At 49.1% G+C, this 12,527-nt stretch carries 12 protein-coding genes; all 12 read right to left on the bottom strand.

The window, feature by feature from the left end:
* Positions 1–74 precede the first annotated feature (74 nt).
* A complete protein-coding gene (locus AC0YN3_RS09465; RefSeq protein ID WP_475774832.1) occupies positions 75–1,436 on the bottom strand; it encodes a sensor histidine kinase in 1,362 nt (453 codons plus the stop codon).
* 58 nt (positions 1,437–1,494) lie between these two features.
* On the bottom strand, positions 1,495–2,193 hold the full coding sequence (locus AC0YN3_RS09460) for a response regulator transcription factor (protein WP_475774831.1): 699 nt from the start codon (positions 2,191–2,193) through the stop codon (positions 1,495–1,497).
* Between the two features lie 152 nt (positions 2,194–2,345).
* The gene (locus tag AC0YN3_RS09455; RefSeq protein WP_475774830.1) at positions 2,346–3,437 is read right to left on the bottom strand and encodes an ABC transporter substrate-binding protein; all 1,092 of its coding nucleotides are present in this window, start codon (positions 3,435–3,437) and stop codon (positions 2,346–2,348) included.
* 91 nt (positions 3,438–3,528) lie between these two features.
* Positions 3,529–4,299 (bottom strand): ABC transporter permease, encoded by a 771-nt coding sequence (locus AC0YN3_RS09450; RefSeq protein WP_221226250.1) that lies wholly within the window; start codon positions 4,297–4,299, stop codon positions 3,529–3,531.
* Positions 4,229–5,071 carry an ABC transporter ATP-binding protein gene (locus tag AC0YN3_RS09445; RefSeq protein ID WP_475774829.1) on the bottom strand — a complete coding sequence of 281 codons (843 nt, stop codon included), beginning with the start codon at positions 5,069–5,071 and terminating at the stop codon, positions 4,229–4,231. Before AC0YN3_RS09445 ends, AC0YN3_RS09450 begins: the two co-directional genes overlap by 71 nt.
* 273 nt (positions 5,072–5,344) lie before the next feature.
* Positions 5,345–6,262 carry an MBL fold metallo-hydrolase gene (locus AC0YN3_RS09440; RefSeq protein WP_475774828.1) on the bottom strand — a complete coding sequence of 306 codons (918 nt, stop codon included), beginning with the start codon at positions 6,260–6,262 and terminating at the stop codon, positions 5,345–5,347.
* A 47-nt stretch (positions 6,263–6,309) separates the two neighbouring features.
* Positions 6,310–6,975 (bottom strand): Crp/Fnr family transcriptional regulator, encoded by a 666-nt coding sequence (locus tag AC0YN3_RS09435; protein ID WP_475774827.1) that lies wholly within the window; start codon positions 6,973–6,975, stop codon positions 6,310–6,312.
* A gap of 190 nt (positions 6,976–7,165) precedes the next feature.
* Entirely contained in the window at positions 7,166–8,800 is a 1,635-nt protein-coding gene (locus tag AC0YN3_RS09430) for a putative polysaccharide biosynthesis protein (protein ID WP_475774826.1), read from the bottom strand.
* Between the two features lie 21 nt (positions 8,801–8,821).
* On the bottom strand, positions 8,822–9,547 hold the full coding sequence (locus AC0YN3_RS09425; RefSeq protein WP_475774825.1) for a ThuA domain-containing protein: 726 nt from the start codon (positions 9,545–9,547) through the stop codon (positions 8,822–8,824).
* A gap of 20 nt (positions 9,548–9,567) precedes the next feature.
* A complete protein-coding gene (locus AC0YN3_RS09420; protein ID WP_475774824.1) occupies positions 9,568–10,050 on the bottom strand; it encodes a DUF456 domain-containing protein in 483 nt (160 codons plus the stop codon).
* A 12-nt stretch (positions 10,051–10,062) separates the two neighbouring features.
* A complete protein-coding gene (locus AC0YN3_RS09415) occupies positions 10,063–10,815 on the bottom strand; it encodes a Cof-type HAD-IIB family hydrolase (RefSeq protein WP_475774823.1) in 753 nt (250 codons plus the stop codon).
* A 180-nt stretch (positions 10,816–10,995) separates the two neighbouring features.
* On the bottom strand, positions 10,996–12,444 hold the full coding sequence (locus AC0YN3_RS09410) for an ABC transporter substrate-binding protein (RefSeq protein WP_475774822.1): 1,449 nt from the start codon (positions 12,442–12,444) through the stop codon (positions 10,996–10,998).
* Positions 12,445–12,527: the final 83 nt, after the last annotated feature.

The raw sequence follows: 12,527 nt of genomic DNA, 5'->3' as shown, positions 1-12,527 counted from the left end.
GAAGCTATGGATAGTGTATGGCAAGGATCTTACCGACTGCTTTCATATATGCTTATCAAATGCTTAAGGATTGCTTAAGATACATGCTTCGCAATCGGAAACCTCGTTTCAAAGCAGGTTTCGGCAGCCGTGCTGCTAACGGAAATCAACCCGCTATGCGCCTCGACAATGCTTCGGGTTATAGCCAAACCAAGCCCTGTTCCGCCCGATTCAGCCGTTCTGGAGCGGTCAGCGCGATAAAATCGATCAAAAATATAGGCAATATCTTTGGCGGGGATCGGATCGCCGTAATTAATGAACCGTACGATAGCCTCCTCATCCGTCCTCGTAATCAGAATATCGACATATTTGCCTTTAAAGCCATACCTGATGGCGTTTTCCATCAGGTTGTCGAAGGCTCTTGCGAGCAAATCTCCGTCTGCCATAATGATCAAACGCTGCGCCGTGGCTTGAATCCGACAGCTCATATCCGCTTTTTCCAGGCTGGGCACGAATTCTTCGGCTAGCTGTGCTGCAAAGCGTACGATATCAAGCTCTGCCAATGCGAGCGGCATATCGTTGTTCAGCTTCGTGTACTCGAATAAATCATCAATTAAGCCTTTCAATTGCTTGGATTTCTCATATGCGATGTTAACAAAATAACGAAGCTCGACCTCATCCTGATAGCGGTCCTGCTCGATAAGCTCCAGATAGCCGAGGATGGATGTCAGAGGCGTTCGCAGATCATGGGATACGCCTGTAATCAGGTCATTTTTCGATCGTTCCGCATTCCTCTCTTCTTGGAGCAGCTGATTGAATTGCTGGCCTAACGCATTGATGCTCGTCGCAATCTCACCCAATTCATCGAACGCTTTAACCGGTATCGCATGATCCAGCCTTCCTGCCGCCATTTGCTGCAAGCCATTTCTAATTTCCTTCAAATACGCAATCATCTTGCGGCTCGTCCAGAAAAAAAACGCAAGAAACAAGAAGCAGCCGAACATTGCCGCGATCGGAGCCGAACCAATATGATTGACAATCCAGACCAAGGCACGATCGTAGGAAGTATATTGAATCAAAGCATATGCCAGCAGATGTCCGGCTATGACGAAAAAAATCATCAGCACGAGGCTTTGCAGAAAGACCGCCATAAAGGTCCAGCGTATCGTGCGGAACAACGGATGACTGGTTCGAGGATTGAATGCTGCTTTGCCCGCTCCGCTTCGGAACCATACCAGCTCTTGTTTAAATAGCTTGCGGTAACAATCGCCGAAGATTAGAAAAGCTACAGCCAGCATGATTGGCAAAGAGCCAATATGCTCGATCACCCACTTGAGCGGCTTGTTATAAGGTGGTACCTGGAGCATGAACGCTAGCAGCATTCTGGCAAGCAGCGCTGCGAGCAGGGCAATAGCCAAGCTTGCTGCTGCCCACGTGTAAGTAGGATTCTTTTTCATTTCATCACCTGTATTCAAGGGTTTCGTCAGCCTGCGGCTGCCGAGGACGGTTAGAAGCTTATAGCGCCTCCATCTTATAGCCGATTCCCCATACTGTTTTTATGTATTTCGGGTTTTGGGTGTCCTTTTCTATTTTTTCTCTTAGTTTGCGGATATGGACCATAACCGTGTTCTTGGAATCCATGAACGGTTCATTCCATGCTTTCTCATATATTTTGTCCATGCTCAGCACGATGCCGCGATTGACGGCAAGCAGACTTAGAATGGCGAATTCGCGCGGTGTAAGCTTAACCTCATGGCTATCGACGGTAACCGTATAGGTGGCCGTGTTAATAACCAGCTCATCGATAATGAGTTCATCCTCATTCGGAACCGTCCCGGAACGGAACTGCTTCGCTCTCCGAATATGTGATTTGACGCTCGCTAGCAGCACTAAGGGACTAAACGGTTTTGTGACGTATTCGTCCGCACCTAGGCTGAGCCCGGATATTTTATCGATATCCTGCGTTTTCGCCGACAGCATGATAATGGGGATATGATTTTGCTCGCGTATTTTCATGCAAGCCTCAATCCCATCCATTACAGGCATCATTACATCCAAAATAATCAGATCAACCTTATGGCTGTTCAGCATGGCAAGCGCCTCTGCGCCGTTGGACGCTTTCAGCATCGTGAAGCCGTCATTCCTGAAATAGATATCCATCAGGCTTAATATTTCCTTCTCGTCGTCCACCATGAGAATGGTCTCTCTTTCCATCTCTATGCCCCCTCCATCCAAAGCTAAAATAAATATAGCATGATTTGGCGCTTATGGCAGGATCATGCTGCATAAAAAGAAAAAAGGCTGCACCCGATAATAGCAGCTATGCCGCTTCGGGAGCAACCTGTAATTACAAATGAATTTAGGCCTTATTTGCCGCTTTTCACTTCTTCCAACAACGATAAATCTAGAAATTTGCTTAGATCAAGCGTATCCACTGTTATATCCTTGATATAGCCGGCGTCGATCGAGACCTTAGCCATTTCCTCAATGGCCTCTTTGCTCACGTCGGTAGTCAAACGCATATGAGACAACGCAGCTTTGATCAGCTCGACATCAAGGCCTTTGCCGCTTAGCTCGCTTAAGCGTTTGTTGATAAGCTCATAAGATTCGTCAGGATTTGCCGTGATGAAATCAATCGCTTCAAGATTTGCTTTAACGGCTGCTTTCGCCAAATCACGGTGCTCGCTCAAAAACTTGTCGCTTGCTACCAGGATCACGAGCGGGTAGTCGCCGTTGTTTGGCGGGATTTGATCCCATGGCACGATGACTTTGCCGATTCCCTCTTGCTCGATTTGCGTGCCCCAAGGCTCAGGAATAAGAGTCGCTGCTACTTCGTTCTGACGAAGCGCGACAAGCGTATCTGCCGGTGCACGGGCAACGATCTGTGCTCCTGATTTGTCCGTCGCAATTTTCACGCCTTCTTGCTCCAACAACAGGCGAAGCGAAATTTCATTCGTGCTTCCTTTTGTTGGGATGGCGATTGTTTTGCCTACCAAATCCTTGACGGTGCTAACGCCGGAATCCTTGCCAGCGACAAGTACGGCACCGCCGTTGTCCGCACCGGAGATTACGCGGAAATTGCTGCTTTTAAGAAATTGGTTCGTAGACGGACCTGGCCCAACGTAACCTAGATCAATTTGTCCCGTTGCGATAGCAGTCGAGAAATCCGAACCGTTATCGAAAGCCTGAACTTCAATCGTTACGTGCTCGCCAAGCTGCTTCTGGAAAAATCCCTTCTCCAAAGCGATATATCCTGCTGCATGAGTAACGTTTTTGAAGATGCCTAGTTTAACCGTAACCGGGTCGAGCTTCACTGGAGCATCCGTAGGCGCATCCGTCGCTTCAGCTCCGTTACTCGCCGCTGGCGCGTTATTGCCCGCAGCGTTGTTGTTGCCCCCGCAAGCGCTCAATATCAATACAAATACAAGCGTTAGTATAATGCTAAACTGTTTTTTCACTTCTTTCTCCTACCCTTCATCGTAAACATTGTTTTCTCTTTTCTTTCTCCAACCAATTTTATCGGAATAGTCAAAAATGTCAATGTTTTTTTTATTTAGATTGATTTTCCAATCCGTAGCGGATAAGCAGCTTGTCCTCCAGCTTTTTGAAGCAGAAATGGTCTGACAACGTCCCAAGCACCGCAATAATAATGACCACGGTGAGCATTAACGCTGTATCGCCAAGGCCCCTGCCGTCCTGCAGCAGCTGGCCCAGGCCCGCTCCGTTCGCGATCAGTTCGCCGGCAACAAGCGCCCGCCAGGCAAAAGCCCATGCGACGCGAATGCCGGTCATTAGATGAGGAAATGCGCCCGGTATTAAAATTTGCGTGAACATCCGCCAGCCGGTACCGGTGCCTAGCGTCTGAGCTGCTCGAATGTATATGGGCGATATATTTTTGATTCCCGTTCGCGTAGCGATTGCCATCGTCCAGGTTGCTCCAAGGGCGGTAATGAAAATGACTGATTTATCATTAAACCCGAACCAAATAATCGCAAACGGAAGCCAGGCTATGCTCGGCACGGTCTGCAAGGCGATTACGACAAATCCAAGCGTGTCGTCTATCACTTTGGATCTCGCAAACATGAAGCCCAGCAATAAGCCTACCGAAATGGAGATGGCAAACGCGATCAGGAGCCTTCGCAGCGAGTTCAGAATGGCATCCAGCAGTTGGCCGTGCGCGAAGCCGTTGTAGAACGCCTCCACCGTCTGGAACAAGGATGGAAACTTCCACTCCTCCCAGCCGATGATCCTATATGCCGCCTCCCATGCCACCAAAATTGCGATCAGAAACAGTGTTCTTCTTAAGACTGTAGGTGTCATCGCCCATTTCCTCCTTCACTACTTTCTCCAGCTCATCGGCCAGGCATTCCATAATGGATTTCTCTACATGGTGAAGCAGCGGGTCCGAGCTATCGCGCGGCCTTGCAGCCTGCACGACAAATTCTTTCTTGATTTTTCCCGGGCGTGTCGACATCACAAGAACCCTGTCCGACAGCATGACAGCTTCCCTTATATTATGGGTGATGAATAAAATGGTTTTCCCCGTGCGCAGCCAAATGTCCTCCAGCTCCTGATGCAGGACTAACCTCGTCTGTTCATCAAGTGCGGCAAAAGGTTCATCCATCAGCAGGATTTGCGGATTCATAATAAGCGCGCGAGCAATCGCCGCACGCTGCTTCATGCCGCCGGACAATTCATGAGGATAACGGTCTGCGAACTTGCTCAAATGCACGGCTCTTATTTGCTCCAATGCAAGCTCCGATCGCTCCTTTTTCCCCACGCCCTTTTGCTTTAAGCCAAACGCTACATTCTCGAGCACGGTCAACCAAGGAAACAACCCATGCTCCTGGAACACCACTACCCTGTCCGGACCAGGTGCCTTGATATCCCCACCATTAACTTTTATGGACCCCTGATAGCTCCGGTCGAAACCCGCCACCAAATTCAGTACTGTAGATTTCCCGCAGCCTGACGGACCGAGCAGCGATACGAATTCGCCTTTTTTAATCGATAGGCTTATGCTTTCCAAAGCTAGGAAGCTGCTTCCGTCCCGTTGGTTGAACTCCTTGCTGACCCTGTCAATGTCAATCATTAAGCATCCCCCTATTTTTGCTTGCAAGTACAGCGCATACATGAAATCCCATGCTACCGATCGACTTCTGCATATACAAATATATAGTCCATTCTTATTGGAATGATATGAATTGTCAACCCAGATTAAACGAAAAATTGATAATTATGCATAAAGCAACGCTTTCAGACGCCTAATATTCATCCCCTAAAGGGGCAAAGAGCCGCCCCTCGGCAGCTCTTTGCATGCTAGCACTGCGGATAAACCGCTGTGACTCCCCCGTTGCAAGGATTGTTAAAGCTCAAATACCATTAAATCACGGCCCATCGTAATTCGGTTCGGATAAATGTCGCTCATCCCTTTCGTATATTCCGCTTCCGCTTCCTCCGTAGGCGTCGGTGCCGGAATATGGTGAGTCAATACAAGATGTGGCACCCCTGCTTGCCTTGCGATCTCAGCGACCTGATGCGTCGTGGAGTGGTATTTAGCGGGATTGGACAAGGACTGCGCCTGTTCAGGGAACTTCTCAATCAAATCATCCAGCCACGCTTTATTGTAGGACTCGTGGATAAGCAAATCAGCGCCACGGCTGTACTTAACCATATTAGCTACTGGAATCGTATCCCCCGAAATGACGACAGACTTCCCGTTATATTCGATTTTATAGGCAAGCGCCGGATAAACGGGGCGATGATCCACCTCGAATGAGGTAATCCGAATGCCTTCCGCATCGTAAACGACGCCTTCATTGTTTTCGAAATAGTGAATATGCGCGCCTTGATCGGCCGACAAATTATAATGGACGCGAAGATTCGCGTCAAAATCAAAGGATTCTCTCATTTTTCCGATGATCTCTTTCGTTGTCGTTGGCCCATATACATTCATAGGTACCGAGCGTCCCTCGAATACGCGGTCAGGGAGCACATGCGTACGCCAGCTCGAAATAAACACGTCAAAGAAACCGGAGTTGTGGTCGCTGTGATGATGCGTGAACAGCACGTTCTCGATTCGCTGCGGCATAACGCCTGCTTTTATCAGCTGGTCAACTGTAGCTCCTCCGCAATCTATCAAAAAAACCTTGCTTCCCGCCAGTACCGCGACGCCTGATTTGGCTCTTCCGCTAAATGCCCGCGGCGTGCCCGTTCCAAGCAAAATGACCTTTAAATGTTCATGGTAATCCGGCAATAGCTTTTCTTGCTGTTGAATAAACAATGCAAAAACCTCCAATTCAATAATGGTAAGTGGCATACTGGACATTTCTATAAGTTAAAGAGGAAGCGGCTGGGATCCAAAATAACGATTTTTTTCTTGTCGTACGCGATTAATGCCTTCTCTCGCCACTTGTTCAGCAGCTCCGTCACCGTCTGCCGGCTGCATCCGATGACATAAGAAATTTCCTCATGGCTAAGCTGCAGCTGGACCTCGGCAATCCCTTCTTCCCGTTTCCCCATCTGGATGAGAAACCAACCGAGCCGCCACGCAACTGGCCTGCTGATCAGCGTTTCAACCATATTTTGCGTTTGAAGCAGCCTTCTTGCCGTGATGATCGCCAAGGAATACGAAAAGGCAGGATCCTCTTTGGCCAAAGCCAAAAACTGCCGAGCTTCAAAAGTAAGGATTTCGCTGTCCGTCAAGCATTTCGCATACCGTTTGCGCGACACATTCGCTAGCAGCTCCGCATTGCCGAATACTTCGCCCGGATAACGCAAAAAAAGCGTTATGCCTTGCCCTTCCTGGGAGGATTGCGAAATTTTGATTAAACCCTTTTCCACGTAGCAAGCAGCTGCCGGAGGATCGTTCTCCAGAAAGATAAACTCGTTTTTTTTGTACAACCGCTTCGTTCCGTATTGATAAAAGGCACGCAAAATGGTTTCATTGTGCTGGTCTGGCTCAGGAAATCCGTTTTGTGCGCTTAGCTCATCCACTTCTCCGACACCTCTCGTTTCGCAAACCGTTTTATTCCGACTAATCTGATGTGTTATTAAAAGAATATCATATCCTCTTGTTTAAAAATGTCGGATAGCTGACAAAATCATATTTTCATGCCCGTTATCCTATAAAAAACAGGACATGTTCCTTGTTAAGGGACATGTCCTGTCTTTCAGCATCCACAGCTTATACTGCTCTTTTGTAGAAGGGCTTCAGCACAAGCGTCAGCACCTTCCGAAGCGGACCCGGGAATGAGCGAACATCCTCCGGCGTTATCACCCGGAGCGCTGCAAGCATAATGAGGTAAAGACCGCCCACTATAATAGAAGTAACCGCCGCTGCGAAGAAGTATGAGACTTTATTCGCCCACGCATCCGTTATATGCAGCACGAGGTATTCAGTCCCCCAGCCTGCAAGCGCAGGAACCGCGATTGCGGCGAGGTATGCAAACCATTTGTTGCCTAGAATGTTCAGGTTAATCTCTTTGTTAATCGTTTTTACGTTAAGAAGCGTGATGACTATGAAACAAATCGATGATCCGATTATGAGTCCGTAAACCCCAAAGAATGGCGCAAGCGCCAAGCTGCAGACGACCTTCAGGCCAAGCCCGATAAAGGTATGGTACATGGGCTGCTTCGGCTTGTTCAAGCCGTAGAGAATCGAGTTCGAAATCATCATCGTGATTTGAAAAATCGCGCCAGCTGTCAGAAGAGCAACCGTATCGTAACCGCTTGGGCTCTTGAATAATAGCCCCGTTACCGAATAGGAAGCAACGGTGAGCAGCAAGGCAACCGGAACACCGGTAAAAAATACGATGCGCATCACAAGCGAGGATTGCCGCTGTACCTCCTCCATGTTCTTCAAGGCATAGGCCGAAGAAATGACCGGGATAATCGAAGCCCCAAGCGCGATCGCCAGTATGGGCGGAATACCTGCGATTCCCATCGCTCTATTCGTATACTCTGCCAATACTTTTATGGCCGTATCGTGGTTGTAGAATGCCGTTGTCAGCCTCATGAAAAACGACTGATCGAAGAAATAGACAAACTGAACGGTCATTGCCGTTACGACAGCTGCGATAGAGGTTCTGAATATTTCCCGGTATATCGTACGGAACAGCAGCTTGGAGCTTGGTTTCGCAGCCTTGTCCGTTGCTATCGTGCTCTCTTCATCTCGATCCTGCTTCTTCAGCTTTCTCGCAAACCACATCATAACGGAAAACGCGCCGATGCTTCCGAGAACGGAACCAAACGCCACAGCGGCGGCGCCGTACTTATCTCCCCAGCCTAAGCCGAGTACGATAAAGGCTAGTCCTATACCGCCGATGAGCCGCAATATTTGCTCCATGATTTGCGATATGCCGCCGGCGGCCATAATCTGCCTGCCTTGAAAATAACCGCGCATCATCGCGATAATCGGAAACAGCAGCAGCGCAGGCGCTATCGCTTGAAGCGATACGGCGGAATCCGGCACTCGCGACAGCCGTTCATAAACAGGCGCAAGCACGAACATGGCGGTTGCGAGCAGCAAGCCGGTCACGGCGCCGAACATTAATGCGGCCTGGTAGATCCGTTTCGCCTCGTCGGGCCTGCCGAGCGCATAACGCTGCGAGATCATCTTGCTGATCGATAAAGGTATGCCGCCTGTGGCGATCGTCAATAGCAACAAATAAATCGTATTCGCGGAGTTGAACGCTGCCTGCCCGATCGAACCTAGCATATAATCGAGCGGTATGCGCTGGAACAAGCCTAGAAAACGGACAACCAGCGCAGCTGCAGCCAGAATAATGGTGCCTTTTAGTAATGAGTCTTTTTTTAACATGATGGTGTTCGGAAGTCTCCCCTATCCTTTATTGCCAATCGGCTCTAGCGGCTGATGGTTGCCGCGAACCGGCACTGCAGCATGCGAAGGTGCCGCCCAGCGCACGCCGTTCTGAATGACCTGCAATATTTGCGGGTTATAGTAAGTCGGGTACGTCTCATGGCCTGGGCGGAAGTAAAAGATTTTACCTTGTCCCCTGTTGAAGGTGCAGCCGCTGCGGAACACTTCGCCCCCCTCGAACCAGCTCACGAATACAAGCTCATCCGGCGCTGGGATATCAAAGTGCTCGCCGTACATTTCCTCATGCTCCAGCGTAATATGCTCTGGCAAGCCGGACGCTATTGGATGCGCCGGGTTGACGACCCATAACCGCTCCTTCTCGCCTGCTTCGCGCCATTTCAGATCGCAGCTCGTACCCATCAGCTTCTTGAAAATTTTCGAAAAATGGCCCGAGTGGAGCACGATTAACCCCATGCCCTCCCAAACGCGCTGCTGGACACGCTCTACGATCGCATCGTCTACCTGGTCATGGCCCATATGTCCCCACCAGATCAGAACATCCGTATTCGCCAATCGTTCTGCCGTAAGGCCGTGCTCCGGCTCCTCAAGCGTTGCAGTCGCCACTTCAAAGTCATCGTTTGCAATGCCTTTGGCAAGCGCCTGATGGATGCCGTCCGGATATACGTTTTTTACTTCCTCATGGATTTTCTCGTGCAAAAATTCATTCCATACGGTTACTTTAATCATCGTCAGTTCCACCTTATCCATTAGAATACGAGCCAAAGGACAAACAAAACAATCATCGCGAGCTGTAGAATAAATTTCACGACTACGCTGCTGAATAGGCCAACTACGGAGCCAAGCCCAACCTTGAGCGATTTATCAAAGCGTGTTCCGATAATCATTTCGCCAATAACGGCACCGGCAAACGGCCCGATAACAAGTCCAAACGCCGGAATAACAAAAGGACCGAATATGAGTCCGATCGTGCTGCCGATTACCGAGGCACGCGAGCCTCCGAATCGTTTGACGCCCCATGCGCTAACCGCGTAATCCGCTACGAACAGCACAACCACGATAATCGTTTGAATCAACCAGAACCAAACGCCGAATTCGCTGAAGGAGAAGAACCATCCATAAATGAAAAACGCGCCGTAAATAGCAAGCGCTCCCGGCAGGATCGGATAGATTGCTCCGGCCATGCCGACAACGAACAAGATGATAACTAATGTCCAGCCTAAAATATCCATACGCTACTCAACTCACCCTTTCATAACGTACCGTTTAATAACCTCCGCAACCCCGTGCTTATTATTCGTAAAAGTAATGAAGTCCGCAGCTTCCTTCACTGCTTCCTGGGCATTGCCCATCGCTACTCCAAGGCCAGCCTCGCGAATGGCCGCGATATCGTTCAGGCTATCGCCGACCGCGATAACCTGGGACATCTCAATGCCAAGCAGGCCGCAAAGCTCCTGCAAAGCGCTCGCTTTGGATACGCCAAGCGGATTTAGCTCCAAATTCCAAGGAGAAGAATTCGTAATTTCGAGCGCTCCCCAGCTTTGGACCTCGGCAAGAATTTTTTCGCGAATGCTGTCATCCTCGGTATAATAGCCGAATTTCAGCCAGTGATGCGCAGCATAGTCATCGGCGGGAGAAATCCATTTCTCTTTGTTGAATATATCGTCGGCCGTATAGGCCCAGAACCATGGCTCGCCGTGCGAGAGTGCCAGTTCATGCATTCTTTGTACATAGACATGGCTCAAATGCGTCCGTTTGTGCAGGACATGGGGGCGATGCCAAATTTCGCTGCCATTGACGGTAATCATCGGCGTCTCCAGCTTCAGTTGCTCCGCGTAGGGGAGCGCGCTCCGAAAGCCGCGGCCGGTCGAGAAGCTGACGATTACGCCCACATCCAGCGCTTTCTGAATCCATTCCGCATTTTCAGCGCTTATTTCACTTTGCTCGTTAAGCAGCGTACCATCCATGTCGAGCGCTAACAGTTTATAATCTCCCAAGTTGTGTTCCTCCTCGTTAATGCCGTTCCTTGATGTAACCCACTAGTAAATTATTTTAGCACATTTGCAGCAGATTCCAAACGATAGACATTCCATTCCTATCGACATTGGGGTACCGGAAATAAAAACAGCTTCCGCGCGAACGCGAAAGCATGCTTTTCCTCCTTGAAGGGTTGATCGCTATTTAACAATAACCGAATCCGCTTGCACCTCGGTCGTTGCTTCTTTCATCGCAGGCTCGTCTTTACTTACAGGCGCTACCTTCAGCAGCATTTCCTGGCCTTTGACCTGCAAAATATCGAGCGCTTCATTAATCGTCTGTTTGTCATCCTTCACCTTTTGGAATTCCTGCTGGGTCGCCGCCCTAAAATCGCCCCAAAAGGTTTCCGGCAGCTTGTCGAAATCGCGATAGCTGTTGAAAGAGCTAGGCTTTAAATTGTAAAATGCCGCATAATTGCGTCCTTCGGTATCCGATATGTATTTCGTGCGAACGGGCAAACCATTGTAATTGTTCGATTTGGACTTCACTCTCGCGTACTCATCACTTGTAATATAGCGGAGAAACTCCCACGCCGTATCCTTATTCGGTGATTCCGCGCGAATGGCGAAAAGGTTCTGAAAAGAGATCATATTCGACTGGTCCGGATTTTGCTGCCCGACCGGAACCGTTACCAAATCCCAATTTTTCACGATTTTGTCCTTGACCTGCTCGTTCTGGCTAGCCTGCTTGATTTGGTTAATATAATGGCTGTCTCCTATTGCAAGCGCGAGCCGCCCGGATAAGAATGGATCCCGCAGCAAATATTCCTCGTATGTCTGGGACATATTTGACTCGTCGTTATCCATGCTCTCGAAATACAACGCGTTAGAGCCGATTGCATCCAGCGCCGCCTGAGCCGCATTCTTCCATGAATCGGTATTGATCGTCATCTCTTTCTTCGAAGCATTGACATAGCTAATGCCATCGGCTGATGCCAGCGTGCTTGCCAGCTCGAAGAGATCTTCGGTATAGCCCATTTTGAGTCCGTAAACACGCTCCTTCCGGTCTCCATCAGTAGGAAATTGGCGCGCCAGCTGAATCACCTCGTTCCAGCTCATGCGATCCGTCGGATACGCAATCTTGTATTGGTCGAACAGGTCCTTATTGTAGAACATCACCTGGCTGTAAAAATTCGGAGAAATGCCGAACAGCTGCCCTCCGCCAAGCTCACGCAAATAATCGAGCATACCGGGAATTAATCCTTCCGTATCGTATTTCTCCTTTTCCATGACAGCATCCAGCTCATAGAGCTTGCCATCTTGCGCCAGCTTCTTGTATTTCTCTGGATCGAGCAGCAGAAGATCAGGCTGCTTCTCTTCGATAAACTTATCGTAAGCAGCGTCAGGGTCCTTTTGTTCACCCGAGTACATAGATTGCGCAGTTACGACTTCAATTTCTACATTCGGGTACAAAGCCGAGAATACCATGCCGTAATCCTGAAAAAAGGCACCTTCATCGTAATACATCACCTTAAGCGCCGATGCCTCATCCTTGTCCTGCCCCTTACCGTTCCCGCCAAAGCTGCATGCTGATAAAATAAAAGCAAAAGCTGCAAACGGGATTGCGAATTTCGACCAAACCTTAATCATTAGCTACTCTCCCTTTAATTCTCCTAATATGTTCCAAATATAGTACGATAGTTACTGGGTAAAAGTTGCAAATTTGGTGGTGT

Source organism: Paenibacillus sp. J22R232 (assembly GCF_056269165.1).
Note: the sequence above shows the minus strand (reverse complement) of the source record. Positions and strands in the feature narration are given on the sequence as shown.